The organism is Xanthobacter sediminis (genome assembly GCF_043195015.1).
GTDB lineage: Bacteria > Pseudomonadota > Alphaproteobacteria > Rhizobiales > Xanthobacteraceae > Xanthobacter.
Genome location: NZ_JBAFWH010000007.1, coordinates 109,633 through 132,933, shown reverse-complemented (window position 1 = coordinate 132,933; position 23,301 = coordinate 109,633). Strand labels below are relative to the sequence as shown.

At 68.8% G+C, this 23,301-nt stretch carries 22 protein-coding genes; 13 read left to right on the top strand and 9 right to left on the bottom strand.

Going from position 1 to position 23,301, the window contains the following annotated elements; all coding sequences use genetic code 11:
• Nucleotides 1–296 precede the first annotated feature (296 nt).
• Nucleotides 297–1,568, top strand: coding sequence for a class I SAM-dependent methyltransferase (locus V5F61_RS11410; protein ID WP_393988069.1), 1,272 nt, complete (start codon nt 297–299; stop codon nt 1,566–1,568).
• A gap of 175 nt (nt 1,569–1,743) precedes the next feature.
• Here the strand turns inward: V5F61_RS11410 and V5F61_RS11405 are convergent, their stop codons facing one another.
• Nucleotides 1,744–3,201, bottom strand: coding sequence for a sodium:proton antiporter (locus tag V5F61_RS11405; protein ID WP_393988070.1), 1,458 nt, complete (start codon nt 3,199–3,201; stop codon nt 1,744–1,746).
• Nucleotides 3,202–3,495: 294 nt separating this feature from the next.
• On the opposite strand from V5F61_RS11405, the gene leuS reads away from it, so the two are divergent.
• From leuS to V5F61_RS11360, 9 genes are all read left to right on the top strand, one after another.
• Nucleotides 3,496–6,159 (top strand): leucine--tRNA ligase, encoded by a 2,664-nt coding sequence (gene leuS / locus V5F61_RS11400; RefSeq protein WP_393988071.1) that lies wholly within the window; start codon nt 3,496–3,498, stop codon nt 6,157–6,159.
• The gene (locus V5F61_RS11395) at nt 6,146–6,775 is read left to right on the top strand and encodes a hypothetical protein (RefSeq protein ID WP_393988072.1); all 630 of its coding nucleotides are present in this window, start codon (nt 6,146–6,148) and stop codon (nt 6,773–6,775) included. The genes leuS and V5F61_RS11395 overlap by 14 nt, the downstream gene beginning before the upstream one ends.
• Before the next feature lie 3 nt (nt 6,776–6,778).
• Complete coding sequence (gene holA, locus V5F61_RS11390; protein WP_393988073.1) at nt 6,779–7,810, top strand: DNA polymerase III subunit delta; 1,032 nt, start codon at nt 6,779–6,781, stop codon at nt 7,808–7,810.
• A 157-nt stretch (nt 7,811–7,967) separates the two neighbouring features.
• Complete coding sequence (locus V5F61_RS11385) at nt 7,968–8,630, top strand: hypothetical protein (RefSeq protein ID WP_393988074.1); 663 nt, start codon at nt 7,968–7,970, stop codon at nt 8,628–8,630.
• A gap of 239 nt (nt 8,631–8,869) precedes the next feature.
• Nucleotides 8,870–9,307, top strand: coding sequence for a 30S ribosomal protein S6 (gene rpsF / locus V5F61_RS11380; protein WP_393988075.1), 438 nt, complete (start codon nt 8,870–8,872; stop codon nt 9,305–9,307).
• Nucleotides 9,307–9,567 carry a 30S ribosomal protein S18 gene (gene rpsR, locus V5F61_RS11375; protein ID WP_393988076.1) on the top strand — a complete coding sequence of 87 codons (261 nt, stop codon included), beginning with the start codon at nt 9,307–9,309 and terminating at the stop codon, nt 9,565–9,567. Before rpsF ends, rpsR begins: the two co-directional genes overlap by 1 nt.
• A 148-nt stretch (nt 9,568–9,715) precedes the next feature.
• Nucleotides 9,716–10,663, top strand: coding sequence for a DUF2232 domain-containing protein (locus tag V5F61_RS11370; RefSeq protein ID WP_393988077.1), 948 nt, complete (start codon nt 9,716–9,718; stop codon nt 10,661–10,663).
• 43 nt (nt 10,664–10,706) lie between these two features.
• Nucleotides 10,707–11,288 carry a 50S ribosomal protein L9 gene (gene rplI, locus V5F61_RS11365; RefSeq protein WP_393988078.1) on the top strand — a complete coding sequence of 194 codons (582 nt, stop codon included), beginning with the start codon at nt 10,707–10,709 and terminating at the stop codon, nt 11,286–11,288.
• Nucleotides 11,289–11,514: 226 nt separating this feature from the next.
• Nucleotides 11,515–11,643 (top strand): hypothetical protein, encoded by a 129-nt coding sequence (locus V5F61_RS11360; protein ID WP_393988079.1) that lies wholly within the window; start codon nt 11,515–11,517, stop codon nt 11,641–11,643.
• A 178-nt stretch (nt 11,644–11,821) separates the two neighbouring features.
• On the opposite strand, the gene V5F61_RS11355 is transcribed toward V5F61_RS11360, so the two are convergent.
• The 4 genes from V5F61_RS11355 to V5F61_RS11340 form a co-directional block, all read right to left on the bottom strand.
• On the bottom strand, nt 11,822–12,397 hold the full coding sequence (locus tag V5F61_RS11355; protein WP_393988080.1) for a hypothetical protein: 576 nt from the start codon (nt 12,395–12,397) through the stop codon (nt 11,822–11,824).
• Between the two features lie 96 nt (nt 12,398–12,493).
• Nucleotides 12,494–15,163 carry a pyruvate, phosphate dikinase gene (gene ppdK, locus V5F61_RS11350; RefSeq protein WP_393988081.1) on the bottom strand — a complete coding sequence of 890 codons (2,670 nt, stop codon included), beginning with the start codon at nt 15,161–15,163 and terminating at the stop codon, nt 12,494–12,496.
• A 129-nt stretch (nt 15,164–15,292) separates the two neighbouring features.
• A complete protein-coding gene (locus tag V5F61_RS11345; RefSeq protein ID WP_393988082.1) occupies nt 15,293–15,433 on the bottom strand; it encodes a DUF3096 domain-containing protein in 141 nt (46 codons plus the stop codon).
• Nucleotides 15,434–15,665: 232 nt separating this feature from the next.
• Nucleotides 15,666–16,166 (bottom strand): TIGR00645 family protein, encoded by a 501-nt coding sequence (locus V5F61_RS11340; protein ID WP_393988083.1) that lies wholly within the window; start codon nt 16,164–16,166, stop codon nt 15,666–15,668.
• A gap of 196 nt (nt 16,167–16,362) precedes the next feature.
• Here V5F61_RS11340 and V5F61_RS11335 point away from each other — a divergent pair, with 196 nt between their 5' ends.
• The 3 genes from V5F61_RS11335 (at nt 16,363) to V5F61_RS11325 (ending at nt 19,256) form a co-directional block, all read left to right on the top strand.
• Nucleotides 16,363–17,319: a 2-hydroxyacid dehydrogenase gene (locus V5F61_RS11335; RefSeq protein WP_393988084.1), complete on the top strand. Its 957-nt coding sequence runs from the start codon at nt 16,363–16,365 to the stop codon at nt 17,317–17,319.
• Nucleotides 17,320–17,398: 79 nt separating this feature from the next.
• Complete coding sequence (locus V5F61_RS11330; protein WP_393988085.1) at nt 17,399–18,139, top strand: protease inhibitor Inh/omp19 family protein; 741 nt, start codon at nt 17,399–17,401, stop codon at nt 18,137–18,139.
• A gap of 211 nt (nt 18,140–18,350) precedes the next feature.
• Nucleotides 18,351–19,256: a TorF family putative porin gene (locus V5F61_RS11325; RefSeq protein WP_393988086.1), complete on the top strand. Its 906-nt coding sequence runs from the start codon at nt 18,351–18,353 to the stop codon at nt 19,254–19,256.
• Between the two features lie 502 nt (nt 19,257–19,758).
• Here V5F61_RS11325 and radC read toward each other — a convergent pair.
• From radC to V5F61_RS11305, 4 genes are all read right to left on the bottom strand, one after another.
• The gene (gene radC, locus V5F61_RS11320; RefSeq protein WP_393988087.1) at nt 19,759–20,463 is read right to left on the bottom strand and encodes a RadC family protein; all 705 of its coding nucleotides are present in this window, start codon (nt 20,461–20,463) and stop codon (nt 19,759–19,761) included.
• A gap of 97 nt (nt 20,464–20,560) precedes the next feature.
• Nucleotides 20,561–21,388: a type I methionyl aminopeptidase gene (gene map / locus V5F61_RS11315; RefSeq protein WP_393988088.1), complete on the bottom strand. Its 828-nt coding sequence runs from the start codon at nt 21,386–21,388 to the stop codon at nt 20,561–20,563.
• A gap of 113 nt (nt 21,389–21,501) precedes the next feature.
• Nucleotides 21,502–22,215: a DNA/RNA nuclease SfsA gene (gene sfsA / locus V5F61_RS11310; protein WP_393988089.1), complete on the bottom strand. Its 714-nt coding sequence runs from the start codon at nt 22,213–22,215 to the stop codon at nt 21,502–21,504.
• A gap of 118 nt (nt 22,216–22,333) precedes the next feature.
• Complete coding sequence (locus tag V5F61_RS11305; RefSeq protein ID WP_393988090.1) at nt 22,334–23,242, bottom strand: diacylglycerol/lipid kinase family protein; 909 nt, start codon at nt 23,240–23,242, stop codon at nt 22,334–22,336.
• Nucleotides 23,243–23,301: the final 59 nt, after the last annotated feature.

Genomic DNA, 23,301 nt, shown 5'->3' with positions numbered 1-23,301 from the left:
AAAATTATGCGTCGGGGCGGGCGCGAAACTTGCCCTCCGGGAATCTTGATGGTTTCATTCCACCGGCTACGCCCTTCCGGCCGCAACCGGACCGGTGAGCCTCCGGGGTATCCCATCCGGTAGATGTGCATCTGCCGGTTTTTCGGGCATGAGAGAAAGCGGCGGTTGCACTCGCAGAACGGGTGCGCGACACGGCCGGAAACCGGTGCAAATCGACGGGTTCCCAGGCTGCGAACGACGCCGAACGGGAGAACGACCAGGGCAACGATCTCGGACCATGAACGCGGAGGCGGCCGATGTCGCGGTTGCTTGAGAACGTTTTGCGTCGTGTGATTGTCAATGGCGGCCTGAAGGTGACCATGGCCGATGGCCGGGCCGTCACCATCGGCCGGCCGCAGCCGGGCCAGCCGCCGCTTGCGGTGCGCTTTACCATCGGGGCGGCGGAGCGCGCGATCCTCCTCGATCCCGAGCTGAAGCTCGGTGAAGCCTACATGGACGGAACGCTGGTGCTGGAGGAGGGCTCCATCGCCGATCTCCTCGCCCTGCTGATGGCGCAGCCGGCGACCGCCAGCGCTTCCACCACTTTCGGCGCCAGGCTTCTGTTCTGGGCACGCATGCTGGTGCGGCGGATCGCCCAGTTCAACCCGCGTGACCGCTCCCGGCGCAACGTGGCGCACCATTACGACATCGACGGGCGTCTCTACTCCCTCTTCCTCGATGCCGACCGGCAATATTCCTGCGCCTATTTCGAATATCCCGGCCAGAGCCTGGACGATGCCCAGCTCGCCAAGAAGCGCCATATCGCCGCCAAGCTGATGCTGGACGGCGAAAAGCTCTCGGTGCTCGACATCGGCTCCGGCTGGGGCGGGCTCGGCCTTTATCTCGCGCAGGTGGCGGGTGCGAAGGTGACCGGCGTCACGCTCTCGAAGGAGCAACTGGCCCTTGCCCGCCAGCGGGCTGATGACGCCGGCCTTGCCCACCGGGTGGAGTTCCGCCTGCAGGATTATCGCGACATCCCCGAAACCTTCGACCGCATCGTCTCGGTGGGCATGTTCGAGCATGTGGGCGTGGACCATTATGGCGAGTTCTTCCGCAAGGTCCGCACCCTGCTGAGGGAGGACGGGGTGATGCTGCTGCACGCCATCGGCCGCTCGGACCCGCCGGGCATCACCAATCCCTTCATCGCCAAGTACATCTTCCCCGGCGGCTACATTCCCGCCTTGTCCGAGGTGCTGCCGCACATCGAGCGCGCCGGGCTCGTGGTCACCGACGTCGAGCTGCTGCGCCTGCACTATGCGGAGACGCTGAAGGCGTGGCGCGAGCGCTTCCTCGCACGCTGGGACGAGGCGGTGCGCCTCACCGACGAACGCTTCTGCCGCATGTGGGAATTCTACCTCGCCGGCAGCGAGATGGGCTTCCGCCACCAGGGGCTGGACGTATTCCACATCCAGATCGCGCGCCGGCAGGAAGCGGTGCCGCTCACCCGCGCCTATATCGAGGAGGCGGAAGCGCGCCTGCGCCGGGTGGAGGCGAGCCTCGCCTCGCCTCTGCGCCTCGCGGGGGAGTGAGGCGCGCAATCGCGTATCGCCCGGATGCGCCCTCCATTGGCAGGGGGGCATGGAGGGACTTCCGGCCCGTCGTGTGGTCGCGCTCGATGCGCGCGAAAGCACTTCAGGAGCCAATAGTTTCGCGCCCGTCCCGGCTTTCCGGGGCGGGCGTCGCCATTTCGGGCGTGCCCGCGCCTCACAGGAAATAGAGGAAGGTGAGCAGCGCGAAGCACGGCAGCAGGAAGGTGAACGACCACGCCATGTAGCCGAAGAAGCTCGGCATCTTCACGCCGCGGTGGCGGGCGATGGAGAGCACCATGAAGTTCGGCGCGTTGCCGATGTAGGTCATGGCCCCCATGAACACCGCGCCGGCCGAGATGGCCTCCAGCGTTACCGCCAGCGGCCCCATGAGCTGGTGGGGGTTGCCGCCCGCGAGGTTGAAGAACACGAGGTAGGTGGGCGCATTGTCCAGGAAGGCGGAGAGCGCGCCGGTGAGCCAGAAGTACCACACATTTACCGGCTCGCCATTGGTGTCCGTCACCAGTTGCACCAGAGGCGAGAAGGCGCCGGAGAGACCCGCCTTCAGGATGGCGATGACCGGGATGATGGTGAGGAAGATGGCGGCGAACAGCTTGGCCACTTCCAGGATGGGCTCCCAGTCGAAGCCGTTGCGCTCGCGGATGATCTTGGGGGTGATGGAGAGGGAAACCAGGGCGATGAGCACCAGCAGCACGTCGCGCACCATCCATTGCAGCTCCACATGGGTGCCGTAGACGTCGAAGACGATGCCGGGCTTCCACAAGGCGGAGAGGAGGATGGCGCCGATGATGCCGCCGAGCAGCGGCAGGTTCTGCGCCCCGCGCATGCCCAGGCGCTCGGTGTCGGGCGTGGGGTCCGCCTTTGGCCGGCTGCCGTTCTCCTTGGCGTAGAAGTAGCGGTCGAGCAGGTAGAAGGCGACGAGCAGCAGCGCCGCGATCACCGCCGTGTCGTGCAGCAGGTGGGTGGTGGTCCAGAAGAAGTTCACGCCCTTCAGGAAGCCCAGGAACAGGGGCGGATCGCCGAGCGGGGTGAGCGAACCGCCGATGTTCGACACCAGGAAGATGAAGAACACGACCGTGTGCACGTTGTAGCGGCGGCTGTCGTTGGCGCGCAGCAGCGGGCGGATGAGCACCATGGAGGCGCCGGTGGTGCCGATGAGGCTCGCGATCACCGTGCCGAAGGCGAGGATGGCGGTGTTCACCGCCGGGCTGCCGTGCAGGTTGCCGGTGATGAGGATGCCGCCGGACACCGTGAACAGCGCATAAAGCAGGATGATGAAGGGGATGTATTCCAGCAGCGCGGTGTGCACCACCTCGCGGGCGGCCAGCTCCGGCCCGTAGGTGAGGGCGAAGGGAACGGCGAAGGCGACCGCCCAGAACAGTGCCACCTTGCCGTAGTGGTGGTGCCAGAAGCGCCCGGCCAGCAGCGGGAACAGCGCGATGGAAAGCAGCATTCCGGCGAACGGGATGGCCCACAGGGGCGAGAGCCCGGCGCCGCGGAGGCTCGCCGCGCCTTCCGCCGCGGCTGCGTCCGATGTCGCCAAGGTCGCGAATGTGGCGGTCGCGAGTGTCGCGGTCGCGACTTTCAGCAGCGTTCCGTGGCGCGCAAGGCCCATCGCCATCCTCCTTGTTGCCTGCGTTTGATGGACGATGGCGGCCATTGAGGCAAGTCAAACCGGCCCTTGGCCGCGGCCGGCGCCGGCCCTTAGGGTGGAGGTGTATGGCGGCGCTGCTGCGATGCGGTGGTTGACCGGCGCGCCGGTTTCTGTCCTAGTCCCGCCGCTTTCGAGATCCCCGATGCCGAAGGCCCGCGCGCGCTCCTGCGAGTCGCCCGCAGCCATCGGACAAGCCCCCACGGCGCTTGAGCTTTCTGCCGGGAATGCCCCGGCGCAAGGTATATGAACGGCACGATGACCCAAGATCGGACCCAAGATCGCAATGCGGAGCGCGGCTCCGAGCGCTACAACGCCCGCGAGGCGGAGCCCCGCTGGCAGAAGACCTGGGCCGAGCGCGGCATCTTCCGCACCCGCAATGACGACCCGCGGCCGAAATTCTATGTGATGGAGATGTTCCCCTATCCGTCGGGGCGCATCCACATCGGCCACGGCCGCAATTATGTGATGGGCGACGTGCTGGCGCGCTACAAGCGCATGCGCGGCTTCAACGTGCTGCACCCCATGGGCTGGGATGCGTTCGGCCTGCCGGCGGAGAATGCCGCCATCGAGCGGGGCATCCACCCCAAGAGCTGGACCTACGAGAACATCGCCTCCATGCGCGAGCAGCTCCAGCTGCTCGGCCTCTCCCTCGACTGGAGCCGCGAGATCGCCACCTGCGATCCCAGCTATTATGTCGAGCAGCAGCGCATCTTCCTGGATTTCCTGGAGCACGGCCTCGCCTACCGCAAGGAGAGCGAGGTGAATTGGGACCCGGTGGACCACACCGTGCTCGCCAACGAGCAGGTGATCGACGGGCGCGGCTGGCGCTCGGGCGCCATCGTGGAGCGGCGCAAGCTCTCCCAATGGTTCCTGCGCATCACCGATTTCGCCCAGGAGCTGCTGGACGCCATCGACACCCTCGATCGCTGGCCCGAGAAGGTGCGCCTGATGCAGCGCAACTGGATCGGCCGCTCGGAGGGCCTGGAGGTCCTGTTCGAGTTCGCCAAGGGCTTTTCGCCCGCGAGCGGCGAGAAGGCGGTGAAGGTCTACACCACGCGGCCGGACACGCTGTTCGGCGCCGCCTTCGTGGCGCTTTCGCCCGACCATCCCCTGACCCAGGCACTGGCCGCGAAGAACCCCGCGCTCACCGCCTTCGTGGCTGAGTGCAAGAAGGGCGGCACCTCCGCCGAGGCCATCGAGACCCAGGAGAAGAAGGGCTTCGACACCGGGCTCAAGGTGGTGCATCCGCTGGAGCCGGGGCGCACGGTGCCGGTCTACGTGGCCAATTTCGTGCTGATGGACTACGGCACCGGCGCCATCTTCGGCTGCCCCGCCCACGACCAGCGCGACCTCGATTTCGCCCGCAAGTACAGGCTGCCCGTGGTGCCCGTGGTGCTGCCGCCGGACACAGACCCCGGCGCCTTCCGCGTCGAGGACATCGCCTATGACGGCGAGGGCACGCTGTTCAATTCCGGCTTCCTCGACGGCATGAGCATCGAGAAGGCCAAGGAGGCGGTGGCCCGCCAGCTCGAGCGCTTCCGGGTGGGCGAGGCGCCCCAGGGCGTGCGCAAGGTGAACTTCCGCCTGCGCGACTGGGGCATCTCCCGCCAGCGCTACTGGGGCTGCCCCATCCCGATCATCCATTGCGAGAGCTGCGGCCCGGTGGGCGTCCCGCGCGACCAGCTTCCCGTGCAGCTGCCCGATGACGTGAGCTTCGACAAGCCGGGCAATCCGCTGGATCGCGCCACGGCATGGCGCGATGTGCCGTGCCCCAAGTGCGGCAAGCCCGCCCGGCGCGAGACGGACACCATGGACACCTTCGTGGATTCGTCCTGGTACTACCTGCGCTACGCCTCCGACACCGCGGAAAAGCCGCTGGACAAGGCGGCGGTGGCCCACTGGCTGCCGGTGGACCAGTATATCGGCGGCATCGAGCACGCGATCCTGCACCTGCTCTATTCGCGCTTCTTTACCCGTGCGCTGAAAAAGTGCGGCCGGGTGGACGTGAGCGAGCCGTTCGCCGGCCTCTTCACCCAGGGCATGATCGTCCACGAGACCTACAAGGACCAGGACGGCAAGTGGCTGTTCCCCGAGGAGGTGAAGATCACCGGCCCGGGCAAGGCGGTGAAGCTCTCCGACGGCACGCCGGTGGCCGTCTCCCCGCCGGAGAAGATGTCCAAGTCCAAGCGCAACGTGGTGGCGCCGGAAGTGGTGGCCGACACCTACGGCGTGGATTGCGCCCGCTGGTTCATGCTCTCCGACACCCCGCCCGAGCGCGACAGCGAGTGGACCCAGGGCGGCATCGAGGGCGCCTGGCGCTTCGTGCAGCGCGTGTGGCGCCTGGTGGGCGAGGCCATCGAGCTCGGCGCCGCGCCGGGGGCGCCGAAGCCGGAGGCGTTCGGCGAGGCTGCGCTCGGGCTGCGCCGCGCCTCCCACGGCTTGGTGGCCGCGGTGGCGGAGGACATCGAGCGCCTGCGCTTCAACGTGGGCGTGGCCCATGTGCATGAGTTCGCCAACGTGTTCGGCGGCGTGGTCGCAGCGGCCCGCGCGGCGAAGGAGGGTGTTCCCGCGGATCTCGCCTTCGCCCTGCGCGAGGCGGCGGAGATGGTGGTGCGCGTGGTGGCGCCCATGACCCCCCACCTCGCCGAGGAATGCTGGGCGCTGCTGGGTCATGGCGAGCTGGTGGCCGAGGCTCCCTGGCCTGCCACCGAGCCGGAGCTGCTCACGCAGGACACCGTCACGCTGCCGATTCAGATCAATGGCAAGAAGCGCGACGACATCGTGGTGCCCCGCGCCGCCACCCCCTCGGAGGTGGAGGCGGCGGTGCTGGCGCTGGAAAGCGTGCAGCGGGCTCTCGACGGCCGTGCGCCGAAGCGTATCATCGTGGTGCCGCAGAGGATCGTGAATGTCGTTGCCTGACACCTCCTCCGCCGGGGCCGCGCTGGCGCCCGGCCTCGTTTCCCGCCCCCGCGCGCGCCTGCTGGCGCGCCTCGCCGTGGTGGGGCTTCTCTCCGCAGGGCTCGCGGGCTGCTTCCAGCCGCTCTATGCGGACAATGCCACCGTGGGCGGGCCCGGCCTCCAGCAGAAGCTGGCGGACATCGAGGTGATGCAGATCCAGGGCCGCCTCGGCAACGATCTGCGCAACGAGATGATCTACAGCCTGGGTGGCGGCGCCGGGAACCCGAAGGGCGCACCGTTCCAGCTCTACATCGCAGTGGACACCTCCGCGACCAGCGCTATCGTGAACTCGTCCTCGGGCCTGCCCGAGAACGCGATCATCAAGGTCTCGTCCAACTGGCGCCTCGTGCGGGGCGACGACCCTCAGAAGAAGCCGGTCACCGGCGGCTCGGCGGCGGCCACCGCCACCATCGACCTGAGCGACCAGCGCTTCGCCAACTACAGCGCCAAGAACGACGCGGAGACCCGCGCCTCGCACGAGGTGGTGGACCAGATCAAGACGCAGCTCGCGGCCTACTTCCTCGGCCTGGGCAAGGAGCAGCCGAAGCCCGAGCCCGCCAAGGCGGCCGGGCACTGACCCATGGTGGCGGTCCGCCCCGGCGACGCCGAGGCGGCCCTCGCCCGGCGTGATCCGAAGCGCCATGTGGTGCTCATCTTCGGCCCCGACGCGGGGCTGGTGCGCGAGCGCGTCGAGGGGCTGGTGCGCCGCTCCATCCCCGATGCGCACGACCCCTTCGCCCTGGTGCGGCTCGAAGGTGACGAGCTGGCTTCCGATCCCCGGCGGCTGATCGACGAGACCTCCACCATCGGCCTGTTCGGCGGCGAGCGCGTGGTGTGGGTGCGCGCCGGCGGCCGCAATTTCGTACCGGCGCTGCAGCCGGTGCTGGACCATCCCTCCGGCACGCTGGTGGTGGTGGAGGCGGGAGACCTGAAGCGCGGCGCCCCGCTGCGCGCGGCTTGCGAATCATCCCCCAATGCCCTCGCCATCGCCTGCTATGCGGACACCGAGCGCGACCTCGCGCGGCTCGTGGACAGCATGATGGCTGAGGCGGGTCTCGGCATCGACCGTGACGCGCGTGACCTCCTAGTCTCGCTGATCGGCGGCGACCGGCTGGCCTCCCGCGGGGAGATCGCGAAGCTCACGCTCTATGCCCAGGGTCAGGGGCGCGTCACGGTGGATGACGTGCGCACCATCGTCGGCGATGCCTCGGCCCTGGCGCTGGACGATGTGGTGGACGCCGCCGTCTCCGGCGCCACGGGCGAGGCGGTGGCTGCGCTCGCCAAGGCCTTGGGCGCGGCGACGCGGCCGGATGCCGTGCTCGGCGCCCTGCTGCGGGCGCTTTCCAGCCTGCACCAGATGACCCTTCAGGTGGCCGCGGGCCAGAGCCCGGACCGCGTGATCGACAGTGCGCGGCCGATGGTGCACTTCTCGCGCAAGCCCAAGCTGGAGAAGGCCTTGCGTGCCTTCGATCCCGCCCGCTGCCTGAAAGCGCTGCTGGCGGTGGACGAGGCCGTCCTGGCGGCGCGCCGCAATGCGGCGCTGGCCCCCGCCATCTGCGAACGCGCGGTGCTCCAGGTGGCGCAACTCGCCGGCCGTCGGCGTGGCGGGTGAGGGCGTCGGCGCGACGGTTTCCGGCCGCCGTGCGGTGCGGCGCCGGCGCGATGCGTTGGGCGCCGGCGTTTCGCCGGCGGCCCGTTCTGTTCTCGTGGAGTTGCGTCTGGGGCGCGCCTGCGCCAGACTCTAGGCTCCTTGCGGCGTGGAGTGTGAGATGCCGACACGGCGTCGTGTGCTCGCGGCAGCGGTCTGTCTCGTGGCGCTGCCCAGGCCATTGCGGGCGGCATGGCCGGAGACAGAGCTGGCGTGGTTTACCGCCTCGGTCTCGCTTGCGCCGCCGACCCTGGACGAGTGCTATTACTATCTGCTGCGTCAGCGCCGCTATCGTTTCCTCGTGGAGGCGCGCGCGCGCCTTGAGGAGGTGCGCCGAAATCTGGAGGACCCCGGCGCGAAGCGGCCGCTCCGCAGCCGGCTGCAGGTGTGGCTGGCGCGCCACGATGCCCTTCTGATGCTGGCGCCCCGTCCCGACGAGGACGAGGAGGACTTCAACCGCCGCAGGGAGCGCAAGTGGGATGCGCTTGCCCACGAGTGGGAGCGCTGCCGCGACGGCGTGGTGGCCGCACTCAAGAGAATCGATGCGCTCGGCGCGGACCTGCAGGACATCGTTCCAGATGCCATGGCCTCGGACGAATGGGCCGTCTATCGCCGGCTTCTGGCAGGTGAGAACGAGATCGCCGAATTCCTTGAAGCGGGCATGCCGACGGAGCCGCCCGAGCTGCACCGCCTGAAGTCATCCGGCCGCCACCTCGCCGCCGTCATCATCCAGATCGAGGCCAACCGCGCGGCTCTCGATGCCGCCATCCGACAGGCGGGCTGAAAGGGCGCGCACCCCGCTGCGCTTGCTTTTGCGGTCGAACCTGCTATACGCGCCGCTTCCGTCGCACCCGGCCGGGGGCTGAACGGACGGTTCTCGCGCACATCCCGAGAGGGTGAGCGCAAGGGCAGGGCGCTAAGCCCGTCGTCCCGTGTCCCCGCCTTCCGTGCTTCGCGCCTTTCGGAAAAGGCGAGAAGGGCTCGGCGCCGGTGGACGGAGGAAACGAAAGGCGAAAAGAGCACATGCCGCTTTACGAGCACGTGTTCCTCGCGCGCCAGGATGTGACGGCGCAGCAGGTCGAGGAACTCACCGCCCGGTTCAAGGGCGTCATCGAGGCGAATGGCGGCTCGGTCGGAAAGACCGAGTACTGGGGCGTGAAGTCCCTGACCTATCGCATCAACAAGAACCGCAAGGCGCACTTCACGCTCATGAACATCACCGCCCCGGCGGCGGCTGTCCAGGAGCTGGAGCGCCAGCAGCGCATCGACGAGGACGTGCTGCGCATCCTCACCCTCCGCGTGGAGGAGCACGAGGAAGGCCAGTCCGCCATGCTGCAGAAGCGCGACCGCGACGACCGCGGCGAGCGTGGTGAGCGCGGCGAGCGTGGTTTCGGCGGCCGCGAGGATCGCCCGCGCCGTCCGCGTCCGACTGAAGAGACCCAGAGCGAGGAGCAGAACTGATGGCTTTCGCTTCTGCCGGTGGCGCCAGCGGCGGCCAGCGCCGCCCCTTCTTCCGTCGTCGCAAGACCTGCCCGTTCTCCGGCCCCAACGCGCCGAAGATCGACTACAAGGACGTGCGGCTGCTGCAGCGCTACATCTCCGAGCGCGGCAAGATCGTGCCGTCGCGCATCACGGCGGTGTCCGCCAAGAAGCAGCGCGAGCTGGCCGCGGCCATCAAGCGCGCCCGCTTCCTGGGCCTGCTGCCCTTCGTGATCCGCTGACCGTCAGGGTCGGCTGACCGGACAAGACACGCGAAGGGCCGCTTCGGCGGCCCTTCTTTCTTCGACACGTCGCGGGGAATGAGCCCCGGGGCGCTGGCTGGGGCGGGAGTGCCGCCTCTAACCGCACGATGCGGGACAGCTCGTCGCTATGGGACCCACGCTTCTCATCGCCATCGCCGCGGCTGCGGCGTCCGCCCTTCTCGCTGCCGGAGTCGCGGCGGGCTCGGTGCTGGCCGTCCCTCTCTTCTATCTCGCGCCACTGCCGGTGATGATAACCGGGGTCGCCTTTTCGCCGGTCGCGGCGGGGCTTGCGGTGGTATTTGCCAGCATCGGCCTCGGGGTGATGTTCGGCGGTACGTTCCTGCTGGCCTATGCGGTGGGCATGGGCGTGCCCGCGTTCGCGCTCGCCTACGCGGCCCTGTTGGCGCGGCAGGACGCCGCGGGCGGGGAAGCCCTCCTGTGGTATCCGGTGGGCAGCCTTGCGCTACTGGCCGCTGTCTTCTCCACGGTCAGCGTGTGGGTGGCCCTGCTCGCCATGGCCACGGACTACGAGAGCTACAAGGCGGCGGTGACGATCGCCTTCGATGCCATGGTGGGTCCCAGCCCGGGGGCGTCCGCGCAGGACCGGGAGGCCATGGGCGCCTTTATGGCCCATGTGCTGCCGCCCATGGCGGGGCTGATCACCATGCTTTCGCAGCTTGCGTGCCTCTATCTTGCGGGGCGTGCGGCGCGGATTTCGCAGCGCCTGGCGCGGCCCTGGCCGATGATTTCGGGCATGCGGCTGCCGCCGATGGCGGCGTATCTGCTGGCCGGCGCGCTGCTGGTGACGCTGCTGCCGGGCATGCCTGGCCTGCTGGGCTCCGTGGCGGCGGCAACGCTTGTGTTCGCCTATGCGCTTGTGGGCTTCGCGGTGGTGCATGCGCTCACCATCGGCAATTCGGCCCGGTTCCTGATCCTCTCCGGCCTTTGGCTCATCACCTTGGTGCTGGGCTGGCCGGTGCTGGCCATGGCGGTGCTCGGCTTCGCCGACGCCCTGTTCGATTTCCGGTCGCGCTTTCCCTCCGGCCTTGGTCCGCCGGCGGCGAACGATCGCTGACCGGTTCCCTCAATCCCAAATCCAGACATTCCAGGAGACAAAAATGGACGTCATTCTTCTTGAGCGCGTCGCCAAGCTCGGCCAGATGGGCGATGTGGTGAAGGTGCGCGACGGCTTCGGCCGCAACTTCCTGCTGCCGGGCGGCAAGGCGCTGCGCGCCACCAAGGCCAACCGCGAGCGCTTCGAGCACATGAAGGTGGAGCTCGAGGCCCGCAACCTGGTGCGCCGCCAGGAGGCCGAGGCCGTGGGCGAGAAGCTCAACGGCCAGGTGGTCCTGATGATCCGCCAGGCCGGCGAGAGCGGCCAGCTCTATGGTTCGGTCTCCACCCGCGACATCACCGAGGGCCTCGCGGCCGCCGGCTTCACCGTGGATCGTCACCAGGTGGTGCTGAACCACCCCATCAAGGCCCTGGGCCTGCATGTCGTGCCCGTGACCCTGCACCCCGAGGTCGAGGTGAGCGTGACCGTCAACGTTGCCCGCAACGCCGAGGAAGGCGAGCGCCAGGCCCGTGGCGAGGACGTGCGCACCGCCCGTGACGAGGATGCGGAGATCGAGGCCGAGCTCGCCGTGGCCCGCGCCGAGGTGGCCGCCGAAGTCGCCGCCGAGGAAGGCGAGGAAGCCTGAGGCGGGGCGGCTGCTTTCCGGCCGCTGCATCGCCCGGTGAGGTGGACGCAGCGGCATCGGTTGTGGCATCTCTGCAACAGGCTGGCAGGCATTTGGGGCACCGCGCGGATTTCCGTGCGGTGTTCATCGTCCGTTGGGATTTGTGGCGCTAGAACACACCCCGCGCCGGGATTCGTCGACGGGGGCCGAGAGCCCCGGCGTGATATTCTGGGTCGGGGTAGAAGCGATGTTCAAGCGAATTGCCGTGTTTGCCGCTCTGGTGCTCGGCTACGCGCTCACCGGCATGGCGCTCAACGCCAGTCAGGCGAGCAATGCCGGTGCGCCGGTCGCAGCCGATGCGAGCGCGGTAGAGTAGACGATGTCGCCTTCGGGCGGCGTGTCATCAAGGCAATAGTATCCATTCGCCCGCCGGGACCTCTCGGCGGGCGAATTGCTTTTCAGGTCCGTTCGCGCTGCCTTGCTTCAGGCTGCCGCGTGCTTCAATGCCCTGGATCTTAAGCGGACTTGGTTAAGAATTCGGAACCGCCGGCCGTTCAGCTCGACCAGTCGCAGGCGATGCGGCCGGGCTCGCCGAAGGGGATCTCGGCCGAGTAGCCGTCTCCGTGGCGGCCGGCGTCCTGACCGAGGTTGTCGCCATACTCGATGGAATCGCCGAACACATCCACCACATCGGCGCGGCTGGCGGTGAACACCAGCATGAAGGCCTTGATGCCGTTCCGGTTGCCAATGCGGAAGGTCATGTGGCTGAGGGGCAGGCCGCCGAAGGTGCCGGCCACGGGCAGGGTCACCTGGGTGTACTCGCCGAAGTTCCGGGTAGTGGCGGGTCCGAAGGCGGATGCGATCTCCGCCGGCAGGACGATGGGCACGTTCGTGCGGTCGGCGGTATAGGCGCGGGGGTTGCCCGGCGCGTTGCCGTAGCGCTGGACGACGGAGCGAACGAACGCTTCCAGCGGGCTGTGCTGGGCGGGCAGGCTGCACTCCTCCACGCCTGAAAGGAAGGTGTCGAGCTCCACCGCGCGGCCCGGCGTCGTCGCCATGAAAAAGGCAGCGGTGGCGATGGCCAGCGCTGCCTTCGGGGCGGTGATCCGACAAGTTGAGATCATCGTCATTCTGGGTCCTCCGCACCGTCGCCCTGTGGCGCACGGCGGGCGAATGGGGCGCGGGGGAACCCGCACGGGCCTGGGCCCGTGCGGGCGGATGTCGCGTCAGCCCTTGCGGTTGGCGAGGGCGGCCTGGGCCGCCGCGAGCCGCGCGATCGGAACGCGGAACGGCGAGCAGGACACGTAATCGAGCCCGATGCTGTCGCAGAACCGCACGGACGCCGGATCGCCGCCGTGCTCGCCGCAGATGCCGAGCTTGAGGTGCGGCCGGGTGGCGCGGCCACGCTCGGCGCCGAGCTTCACCAGCTGGCCCACGCCGTCCACGTCGATGGAGACGAACGGGTCGGTCTCCACGATGCCCTTCTGCACGTAGGTGCCGAGGAAGGTGCCGGCGTCATCGCGCGAGACGCCGAACGTGGTCTGGGTGAGGTCGTTGGTGCCGAAGGAGAAGAATTCGGCGCTCTCGGCGATCTTGTCCGCCTGGAGGGCGGCGCGCGGCAGCTCGATCATGGTGCCCACCTGGAAGGTGAGCTTGGTGCCGGTCTCCTCTTCCACCGCCGCGGCGGTCTTGCGGATGACGGCGCCCACGATGTCCAGCTCGGCCTTGGTGGCGATGAGCGGCACCATGATCTCAGGCACCACGGTCTCGCCGGTCTTCTTGGCGGCGATGACGGCCGCCTCGAAGATGGCGCGGGCCTGCATCTCGGCGATCTCGGGATAGGCGATGGCGATGCGGCAGCCGCGGAAGCCGAGCATCGGGTTCGTCTCGTGCAGCTCCTTGTTGCGCCGCTCGATGCGCTCCGCGTCCACGCCGAGGCTCTTGGCCACCTCAAGGGTTTCCGCCTCGGTGTGGGGCAGGAACTCGTGCAGCGGCGGGTCGAGCAGGCGGATGGTGACCGGCAGGCCCTTCATGATCTCGAACAGCTCGACGAAGTCGTCGCGCTGCATGGGCAGCAGCTTGGCGAGGGCGGCACGGCGGCCGGCCTCGTCGTCGGCCAGGATCATCTCGCGCACGGCGAGGATGCGGCCGGCATCGAAGAACATGTGCTCGGTGCGGCACAGGCCGATGCCCTCGGCGCCGAACGAGCGGGCCATGCGGGCATCGGCCGGGGTCTCGGCATTGGCGCGCACCTTCAGGCGGCGCACCTTGTCGGCCCACCCCATGAGGGTGGCGAACTCGCCGGAAAGCTCGGGCTGCTGCATGGGCACCTCGCCCTTCAGCACCTGGCCGTTGCCGCCGTCGATGGTGATGAGGTCGCCCTTTTTGAAGGTCTGGCCGGTCACCGTCATGGTCTGGGCGGCATAGTCGATGCGCACGGCGCCGGCGCCGGAGACGCACGGCTTGCCCATGCCGCGGGCCACCACGGCGGCGTGGGAGGTCATGCCGCCGCGGGAGGTGAGGATGCCCTCGGCCGCGTGCATGCCGTTGATGTCCTCGGGCGAGGTTTCGGCGCGGACGAGAATGACCTTGCGGCCCTTCTCCTTCCAGGCCTCCGCCTCGTCGGCTGAGAACACGATGGCGCCGGAGGCGGCGCCGGGAGAGGCGGGAAGGCCGGTGGTGAGTATGGTGCGGTCGGCCTTGGGGTCGATGGCGGGATGCAGGAGCTGGTCGAGCGCGCTGGCCTCGACGCGGCCCACGGCCTCCTCCTGGGTGATGAGCCCTTCGTTGGCCAGCTCCACGGCGATGCGCAGGGCGGCCTTGCCGGTGCGCTTGCCGGAGCGGGTCTGCAGCATCCAGAGCTTGCCCTTCTCCACCGTGAACTCAAGGTCCTGCATGTCACGGTAGTGGTTTTCAAGCACGTGGGAGATGCGCTCGAACTCCTTGAAGGCGTCCGGCAGCGCCGCTTCCATGGAGGGCTTGTCGGAGCCGGCGTGGATGCGGGCCTTCTCGGTGAGGTCCTGGGGGGTGCGGATGCCCGCCACCACGTCCTCGCCCTGGGCGTTCACCAGGAACTCGCCATAGAGCGCGTTCTCGCCGGTGGACGGGTTGCGGGTGAAGGCGACGCCGGTGGCCGAGGTCTCGCCCATGTTGCCGAACACCATGGACTGGACGTTCACCGCGGTGCCCCAGCTCTCCGGAATGGAGTGCAGGCGGCGGTAGGTGATGGCGCGGTTGTTCATCCAGGAGCCGAACACGGCGCCGATGGCTCCCCAGAGCTGCTCGTTCGGGTCCTGCGGGAAGGGTTTGCCCAGCTCTTCCTGGTACTTGGCCTTGTACTTGGTGATGAGGAAGGCCCAGTCGTCCGCCGAGAGCTCGGTGTCGAGGGTGTAGCCCTTCTGGGCCTTGTAGTGCTCGAGGATCTCTTCGTAGTGGTGGTGCGCGACCCCCATCACCACGTCGGAATACATGGTGATGAAGCGGCGGTAGCTGTCATAGGCGAAGCGCCGGTCGCCGGCGAGCTTAGCCACGGCCTCGACGGTCTCGTCGTTGAGGCCGAGGTTGAGCACCGTGTCCATCATGCCGGGCATGGAGGCGCGGGCGCCCGAGCGCACCGAGACCAGCAGCGGGTTCGCGGCGTCGCCGAAGGACTTGCCGGTGAGCTCGCCCACCTGGGCAAGGGCCTTCTCCACGTCGCCCTTCAGCTCGGCCGGATAGGTCTCGCCGTGCGCGTAGTAATAGGTGCACACTTCGGTGGTGATGGTGAAGCCGGGCGGGACGGGCAGGCCGAGGTTGGACATCTCGGCGAGGTTGGCGCCCTTGCCACCGAGCAGGTTCTTCATGTCGGCTTTGCCCTCGGCCTTGCCGTCGCCGAAGGTGTAGACCCATTTCGTCATCTAGAGAGATCCCTTGTGGAGGGGCGCGGGACATGCGGGATGGGCGGATGCTTTAGCTTGCGGCACGCAAGGCATCAACCGCACCGGCAGGTTCTAGGGCGCTCCTTTCGTCCTGTTTGCGCGAAATCCTTAGTGGCCCAGCAGGCCAGTGACCCCGACGATGATCAGGTAGAGCGCCACCAGCACATTGAGCAGGCGGGGAAAGACGAGGATCAGCACCCCCGCGATCAGCGCCACCGCCGGCTGGATGATGACCATGTCGAAATGCATCGTGAACGCTCCGCCCCTGGGCGCGCAACGTTCTGCACCCTCACGCAGGATTTCTCAAGGTGAGATGCGGCGCCGGCTCGGGGATTTTCGCATTGCGGCAGGAAGAGGGCTGCCGCGCCCCCTTTCGTCTCGCGCAATGTTCCCTTTTGCCGAAGAACAGGGCGTGCCTGTTTCTTGCCCCGTGGCGCGAGCGGCGTTCTTGGAGCACGCCGCTACCGCTCCCTGGCCATCCTCAGTGCTTGTCGCTGGAGAGCTTGTCCGACCACGCGAGCAGCAGGCTCGACCCCACGAACACCACGTGGATGACGACGAGCCAGGTCAGCGTGTCCTGGCTGAAGCCCTTGGGCAGGTCCATGAACGCCTTCAGGAGCTGAATGGCGGAGATGGCGACGATGGAGGCGAGCAGCTTCTGCTTGAGGCCGGTGAAGTCCACCCGCGTCATCCACTCCGGCCAGTCGGGGTGGCCGGCGGGGTCGATTTTCGAGACGAAGTTCTCGTAGCCCGAGAAGATGACGATGAGCACGAGGTTGCCGGTGAGGGTCAGGTCCACCAGCGCCAGGATGCCGAGAATCGTGTCGCTCTCCGAGGCGCCGAGGGCGTGGGTGACGAAATGCACCACCTCCGAGCCGAACTTGAACAGCAGCACGAACAGCGCGACCACCAGCCCGAGGTAGAAGGGCGCCATGATCCAGCGGCTGCGGAACAGTATCGACTCGATCACCCGCTCGACCATCACCCTCGCCCTCTCGCCTGAATGGAAACGCCGCGCCGCGCGCCGGCCTGTTGCCCCAGGGGTGCCATGGGCCGCGCCGCGCGGCAAGCGGTCAAAGCTTCGCAGGGGAAGGGGCGGCTTCCCCTGCGGCCGGGCTCCCCCGCGCGCGCAAATGCCGTAAACAGGAGGTCGCGACGCACCGGGAGCCGAAACCGCCATGACCTCCAGCACCCGCCCGACCCTCCTGCTCACCGGCCCCATCATGGAATCCGTGGTGGAGCGCCAGCTCGCCGGACGCTTCACCCTGGCGAGCCTCGCCGATCTCGACCGGCTGGACGCGGCAACGGTGCGCGCCATCGCCACCCGCGGCGGCCGGCCGGTGGACGCGGCGCTGATAAGCCGCCTGCCGGCCCTGGAGATCGTCGCCAATTTCGGCGTCGGCTACGACACCGTGGACGCCGTTGCCGCCGCCGCGCGCGGCGTCACGGTTACTCATACGCCAGATGTCCTGAACGAGGAGGTGGCGGACCTCGCGGTGGGCCTGCTGCTGGCCGCCGTGCGTCGCCTGCCGCAGGCGGACCGCTTCGTGCGCGCGGGCGGCTGGCTGAAGGGCGCCTTCCCGCTCACCGCCACCCTGCGCGGGCGCACGGTGGGGCTGGTGGGCATGGGCCGCATCGGCCGCGCCATCGCCCACCGGCTGGAGGCGTTCGGGGTCGGCCTCGCCTATCACAGCCGCCGGCCGGTGCCGGAAGTGGCCTATCCCCATTATCCGGACCTCACGGCCATGGCGGCGGCGGTGGACACGCTGGTGGTGATCGTGCCCGGCGGCCCCGCCACTCGCAACATGGTGGATGCCGGGGTGCTGGCGGCTCTGGGGCCGCAGGGCGTGCTGGTGAACGTGGCGCGCGGCTCCGTGGTGGACGAAGGGGCGCTGCTCGCGGCGCTCGAGGCCGGCACCATCCTCGCCGCCGGGCTCGACGTGTTCGCCGACGAGCCGCGGGTGCCGGAAGCCTTCTTCGCCCTCGAAAACGTGGTGCTGCTGCCCCATGTGGGCTCCGCCACCACCTTCACGCGCGAGGCGATGGGCCAGCTGGTAGTGGACAATCTGTTCTCGTGGCTCGACGGCAAGGGCCCCCTGACACCGGTGCCTGAAACCCCCTGGCCGAGGCCCTGAGGCCGCCGGCCGTCAATAAGCACGCGCGCGAGCGCGGAACGCTCTAATCTTCGCGCGCATGGGTCGAGGGAGGGATGTGATGCCGGTCCGGTCCAGGGTTGCCGCTGCTGCAGCGCTCATGATGGCGTGCTGGTGGGCGCCGCAGGCGGTGCGCGCGCAGCCGCGCGAGAGCGCACCAGCGGCGGCTCCGGCCTTCCGTGCGGACGAGGCGGCCAAGCGGCTCGCCGGGCCGTTTCGCCTTGCCAGCGCCGATGGAGAGCGCCGCTGCGACCTCGCCCTGGCCGCCGAGCCGGTGGAGGGCGGCTTTGCGGTAGCGCTCGATCCGGCGGCGTGCGCCGCCATCTCCTTCGCCGCCCTGGTGCGGGCCTGGACGCCGGACGCGGCCGGCTCCATCCGCCTTTTGGGCGCGCAGGGGCGTACGATCGCCGAGTTCACCGAGGCGACCGGAGGTAGCTTCGAGGCGCTGCGCGAGGGGGACGGGGTCTATTTCCTGGGGCCGCCCGGCACCGGGGAGGGGCTGCCCGCCACGCCCGAGGAGGTGATGGGCGAATGGCTGCTCTCGCGCGGGCCGGGCGTTGCGGTATGCCGCTGGACCCTGCGCGAGGCGCGCGCGCCCGGCGGCGGCTATCGAATGGAAGTGGCGCCGGACTGCGACGAATCCCTCACCCGGTTCGGTGCCGTGAGCTGGGAACTGTCGGGGGGTAACATCCTGGTGCGGGGTGTGGCCGATGGGTCGACGATTCGCTTCGCACGGCAGGAAGACGGTGCTTGGGCACGGGTTCCGGAGCGGAATCGCCCCCTCCTCATGACGCGTCCGTGACGGCTGAGGACGTCCCTGGGCAGAGGAGTTTCCTCTCAGGAAGAGATGCGAATTTCACTTCCGCATCCTGCGTTGCTCAAAAGCAACACGAGAATTCAGCATTCATGCGGTTTTGCCTATTCGGCGAGCATGGCGTGCCTGAATTTTCGCATTGGACTTCGGAGGCAGAGCTGGTTTTTATCACCTTAAATCTCTGCGGGGGTAAACACATATGAAGAAGATTGCACTGGTCGCCGCTTCCATGCTCATCGCCGGTTCGGCCTCGGCCGCCGACCTGACCATGCCCGTGAAGGCGGCCCCTGCTCCTGAGCCCACTCCCGTGTGGGATCTCGCGTTCGGCGCCAAGCTCACCAGCGACTACATCTTCCGCGGCATGACCCAGACCAACGGCGATCCGGCCGTGCAGGGCTATGCCGAGCTGCGCCTGTTCGACTGGGTGTACGGCGGCCTGTTCATGTCCAGCGTGAACTTCCCGGCGGTCATCAACAACTACCAGGTCACCGGCCTCACCGATCCGTCCGCCGAGATGGATATCTACGGCGGCCTGCGTCACACCTGGGGTGGCCTCACCCTCGACGTCGGTTACGTCTACTACTACTATCCCGGCCAGCTCTCCGAGAATTCCTACGCGCTGGGTGTGCCCGCCGCGAACATGAATTACTGGGAAGTGTACTTCAAGCCGACCTATGTCATCAATGACATCTTCACCGTTGGCGGTAACCTGTACTACTCCAGCAACTATGTGGGCACCGGCTCGGACGACACCTACCTGTCCGGTACCTTGAAGGTTGACTTCTCCAAGTGGAGCCCCGTCAAGGACGTCGGCTTCTACGTGTCGGGCGAGGTCGGCTACCAGTGGCTGGGCACGACCAACTACAGCAACATCTTCGTTGCGAACTACGAGCTGCCGTCCTACACCACCTGGAACGTCGGTGCCGCCTTCACCTACAAGGCTGCCACCCTCGACCTGCGCTACTACGGCTCGGATCTCTCCGAGGGCTACCTGCCCAACGGCTCGTTCAACACCTGCGGCCAGGTGTCTGGCCTCTCGAACGCCTGCGGCGACCGCTTCGTGGCGAGCCTCTCGATCGACACCAGCCTGAACGCGCTGAAGTGATCTGAACTTCCGTCTCCCGACGGAACCGGGCGCCGCGCGATCGCGCGGCGCCTTTTTTGTTGCGCGAGCCCTCTCAAGCGCTGCTTTGCCGGAAAGGCCGCCGAGGGCGCCGTGCGCTGTCGCGCCCCACGGCACCATTGTGGTGCAGGGATTTCATGTGGGGGTGGCGCGCCCGGCACGTGCGATCGGGCGGTGTAGATCCGCCGGCCTTCTCGCGGCACGTCCGCCGCCGGCGGCCTTGTCGCGTGCCACCGTCCAGGCCCGGCGGGTGGAGCGTGTCGCGTGGCAGCGGGCCGATGGCCGGTGCGAGGCAGGCCTATTTCGCTGGAGTGGATGCGCTGCGCCCGCGCAGATCGCCCCGCGCGCCTGCCGCTGGCTGGCCCCGTGCGGGGACGTATTCTGCCGAAGGGGCGTGAGCCGGACTCATGGGCGCTGGGTCACCCCCGCGCGATACCTGAGCCAAACCCCTTCGACGCCAACCGAAGGGCCGGCGCCGGCGGTCTCAGATCAGGCGCAGGCCCTTCAGGCTGGCGTGGCCGTCCTTGCCGACGATGATGTGGTCGTGCACCTCGATGCCGAGCGGCTTGGCCACGTCGATGATGCGCTTGGTCATGTCGATGTCGGCGCGCGAGGGGGTCGGATCGCCCGAAGGGTGATTGTGGCACAGGATGATGGCGGAGGCGGAGACTTCCAGCGCCCGCTTCACCACCTCGCGCGGGTAGACGGGTGCATGGTCCACCGTGCCGGTCTGCAGCACCTCGTCGGTGATGAGCTGGTTGCGCTTGTCGAGGAACAGCACGCGCACCTGCTCGCGGTCGGCATAGGCCATGGCGGTGCGGCAATAATCCAGCACCGCGCTCCAGGAGGAGAGGGCGGGGCGGCGCTTCACCTGGCCCTTGGCGAGGCGCTGGGCGGCGGCCTCGGCCAGCTTCAGCTCGGTCACCACGGCATCCTTCACGCCGGGGATCTCGGCCAAAAGGGGGGCAGGGGCGGTGATGACCTCCGCGAACGAGCCGAACCGCTCCAGCAGCGCCTTGGCAAGCGGCTTCACGTCACGCCGGGGGATGGCGCGGAACAGGATCAGCTCCAGGAGCTCATAGTCGGCGAGCGCCTGGGCGCCGGCCTCGCGGAAGCGGGCGCGCAGGCGGTCGCGATGGCCGTGAAAGTGGGGCGCCTCGTTCAGGCCGCCTTCGGGCTCTCCAGCCATGGGTCCTCATTCCCCGCCGCCCGCGGACGCGCGGGCGCGAATCGATCCGCCCGCATGGTGCGCGATTTCCCGCCGCCGGGCCATGCCCGCGCCACCGTCAGGCGGTGGCGTAGGGCGGCTTGTGGTAGCCCTTGGGGCTGATGGTGAAGATCTCCACCCCGGTCTCGGTCACGCCCACGGCATGTTCGAACTGGGCGGAGAGGGAGCGGTCTCGGGTCACGGCGGTCCAGCCGTCGGAGAGCACCTTCACGTGCGGGCGGCCCAGGTTGATCATGGGTTCCACGGTGAAGATCATGCCCGGCACCAGCTGCGGGCCCTCGCCCCGCCGCCCCACGTGCACGATGTTGGGCTCGTCGTGGAACACCCGGCCCACGCCGTGGCCGCAGAAGTCCCGCACCACGCTCATGTGCTGGGGCTCCACGAACTCCTGGATGGCGGCGCCGATGTCGCCCACATGGCCGCCGGGCTTGATGGCGGCGATGCCGAGCATCATGGATTCATAGGTCACGTCCAGCAGCCGCTCGGCCCGGCGGGGGATCTCGCCGATGGCGTACATGCGGCTCGAATCCCCGTACCAGCCGTCGAGCACCACGGTGACATCCACGTTCACGATGTCGCCTTCGCGCAGCGGCTTGGCATTGGGCATGCCGTGGCACACCACGTGGTTGATGGAGGTGCACACCGAGTAGCGATAGCCCCGGTACATGAGGGTCGCCGGATAGGCTCCGTGGGCGACGGCGAAATCATAGACCAGGGCGTCGACGGCGGCGGTGGTCACGCCCGGCCCGATCATCTCGGCGATGGCGTCGAGGATCTCGGCGGCGAGGCGGCCGGCCTTGCGCATGCCCTCGAAGCCCTCGGGCCCGTAGAGCTTGATGTGTCCGGTCTTCCTGAGCGGCGCGTCCGCCGCTTCCACGTAGGTCATGATGTCGCCTTCTCGCCGGGCGCCGCCGGGGCGCGGCCGGAACCGTTCTGATCGGATGCTTTACCCCCAAGATTTATGCCAACTCGCCGCCAAAGCAAGCGCCGGGCGGCCCATCAGCCGATCATGGGGATTTCGGCCGCCACCTCGATGGCCTCGCGGGTGATCGCGCAGGCGAGCGCGATGGCCTCAACCCCCGCCGCGCGCGCGGCGTCGAAGGCGGCGCCATAGGCCGGGTCGAGGTCCCGCGCGAGGCCGATGGCGCGGGCCGAGCCGATCTGGCTGATGTAGACCATCACCGCCCGCCGCCCGGCCCGCGCCTCCGCGGAAAGCTCGACCAGGTGCTTGGCGCCGCGCGCGGTGACGCAATCGGGAAACTCGGCGGCGCCGGGCGCGCGCATGAGGTGCACGTTCTTCACCTCCACCAGGCAGGCGGGCCGCCCCTCTTCCTCCAAGAGGATGTCGATGCGGCTGTTGACGCCGTATTTCACCTCTCGCCGCAGCCGGCCGTAGCCGGAAAGGCCCGCCACCTGCCCGGCGGCGATGGCCTCGGCCACCAGGGTGTTGGGGTGCATGGTGTTGACGCCCACCAGCTCCGGCCCGGCGCCGAAATCGGCCTCCACCAGCTCCCAGCTCAGGGGCAGCTTGCGCGTGGGGCTGTCGCTGCGGGAGAGCCACACCCGGCTGCCCGGTGTGCCGAGCCCCAGCATGGCGCCGGAATTGGCCACGTGCACGGTGGTCTCGGTGCCGTCCTCCAGCACCACGTCGGCGAGAAAGCGCTTGTAGCGGCGCACCAGCCGCGCGGGAATGAGCGGGGCGGGAAAGCGCATCAGGCCGCCCGCGGACGGAGGGACGGGGAAGTTTCACAACGCATGACTGCGACTCGGCGTGAGGGGGCGGGGGCACCATAGAGGGCGGTTGCCCCGCCCGCGATCCCCCGCCGGCGGCTCAGGTGATGTCCTCGCGCCCGCGCCATTGGGGCGCGGCGCGCGGCACCAGCAGGTTCAACGCGCCGGGAGCGATGGCATAGCGCAGCGGCAGGCTCTCGCGCGCCGCCTCCCCGTCGGTGGCGACCCAGGCCCGGCTGCGCCGCGCGTGAATGGTGACACGGGGCGTGGTGAACACGTGGATGCCGGGGTTGTCGCGCCAGCCGCCCACCAGCACGTCGGCGCCGGCCTTCAGCCGCGCCAGGGTGCCGCGGTCCTCCGCCACCAGCACCTCCAGCAGGCCGCCATCGAGCCGGGCGCGGTGGAGGCTTGGTGCGTCGAAGGCGTTGACGGTGACGAGGGCGGCGTAGGCCTCCACCGGGTGGGAGGCGCCGGCCAGCTCCAGCTCCAGCGACATCCGCCCGGCCCGGAACGCCGCCTTGGCCAGGGCGATGAGCCAGCCCGCCACGCGCCCGTGCCGTTCGCGCTCCTGCTCGCGCGCCAGCGCCATCTGGCTGAAGAAGCCCACCCCCGAGACCGAATGAAACGGCCGCCCGTTGAGGGTGCCGAGGTCGATCCGCATGGGGCGGGCATCGGCCAGGGCGGCGAGCGCGCCCGCAAGGTCGCGCGGCAGGCCGATGTCGTGGGCGAGGAGGTTCATGGTGCCGAGCGGCAGCACGCCGAGCACGGTGCCGGTATTGGCATAGAGCGCGGCGGCGCTGGAGAGGGTGCCGTCGCCGGCGCCCACCACCACCGTGTCGTAGCCGGCCTCGGGCGCCTCGCGCAGGAGGGCGGAGAGCGCGGCGCCGGCGGCCACCTCCACCTTCACGTCGAGATCGGCGCGGGAGAGGGCGGCGTCCACCTGCCGGCGCACGGGCTCGGCCCCGAGATCGAGCAGATGGCCAGCTTTGGCATTGAGTACCACGAGCATTCGCCGCATCGTACGCATCCCCGTCTCGGGCGGCCCCCGTCCGGAACCTGTGATCTCAC

Coding starts and splice junctions, on each gene's coding strand:
- V5F61_RS11410 (WP_393988069.1), top strand. CDS start 297: ATGTCGCGGTTGCTTGAGAACGTTTTGCGTCGTGTGATTGTCAATGGC.
- V5F61_RS11405 (WP_393988070.1), bottom strand. CDS start 3,201: ATGGGCCTTGCGCGCCACGGAACGCTGCTGAAAGTCGCGACCGCGACA.
- leuS (WP_393988071.1), top strand. CDS start 3,496: ATGACCCAAGATCGGACCCAAGATCGCAATGCGGAGCGCGGCTCCGAG.
- V5F61_RS11395 (WP_393988072.1), top strand. CDS start 6,146: ATGTCGTTGCCTGACACCTCCTCCGCCGGGGCCGCGCTGGCGCCCGGC.
- holA (WP_393988073.1), top strand. CDS start 6,779: ATGGTGGCGGTCCGCCCCGGCGACGCCGAGGCGGCCCTCGCCCGGCGT.
- V5F61_RS11385 (WP_393988074.1), top strand. CDS start 7,968: ATGCCGACACGGCGTCGTGTGCTCGCGGCAGCGGTCTGTCTCGTGGCG.
- rpsF (WP_393988075.1), top strand. CDS start 8,870: ATGCCGCTTTACGAGCACGTGTTCCTCGCGCGCCAGGATGTGACGGCG.
- rpsR (WP_393988076.1), top strand. CDS start 9,307: ATGGCTTTCGCTTCTGCCGGTGGCGCCAGCGGCGGCCAGCGCCGCCCC.
- V5F61_RS11370 (WP_393988077.1), top strand. CDS start 9,716: ATGGGACCCACGCTTCTCATCGCCATCGCCGCGGCTGCGGCGTCCGCC.
- rplI (WP_393988078.1), top strand. CDS start 10,707: ATGGACGTCATTCTTCTTGAGCGCGTCGCCAAGCTCGGCCAGATGGGC.
- V5F61_RS11360 (WP_393988079.1), top strand. CDS start 11,515: ATGTTCAAGCGAATTGCCGTGTTTGCCGCTCTGGTGCTCGGCTACGCG.
- V5F61_RS11355 (WP_393988080.1), bottom strand. CDS start 12,397: ATGACGATGATCTCAACTTGTCGGATCACCGCCCCGAAGGCAGCGCTG.
- ppdK (WP_393988081.1), bottom strand. CDS start 15,163: ATGACGAAATGGGTCTACACCTTCGGCGACGGCAAGGCCGAGGGCAAA.
- V5F61_RS11345 (WP_393988082.1), bottom strand. CDS start 15,433: ATGCATTTCGACATGGTCATCATCCAGCCGGCGGTGGCGCTGATCGCG.
- V5F61_RS11340 (WP_393988083.1), bottom strand. CDS start 16,166: ATGGTCGAGCGGGTGATCGAGTCGATACTGTTCCGCAGCCGCTGGATC.
- V5F61_RS11335 (WP_393988084.1), top strand. CDS start 16,363: ATGACCTCCAGCACCCGCCCGACCCTCCTGCTCACCGGCCCCATCATG.
- V5F61_RS11330 (WP_393988085.1), top strand. CDS start 17,399: ATGCCGGTCCGGTCCAGGGTTGCCGCTGCTGCAGCGCTCATGATGGCG.
- V5F61_RS11325 (WP_393988086.1), top strand. CDS start 18,351: ATGAAGAAGATTGCACTGGTCGCCGCTTCCATGCTCATCGCCGGTTCG.
- radC (WP_393988087.1), bottom strand. CDS start 20,463: ATGGCTGGAGAGCCCGAAGGCGGCCTGAACGAGGCGCCCCACTTTCAC.
- map (WP_393988088.1), bottom strand. CDS start 21,388: ATGACCTACGTGGAAGCGGCGGACGCGCCGCTCAGGAAGACCGGACAC.
- sfsA (WP_393988089.1), bottom strand. CDS start 22,215: ATGCGCTTTCCCGCCCCGCTCATTCCCGCGCGGCTGGTGCGCCGCTAC.
- V5F61_RS11305 (WP_393988090.1), bottom strand. CDS start 23,242: ATGCTCGTGGTACTCAATGCCAAAGCTGGCCATCTGCTCGATCTCGGG.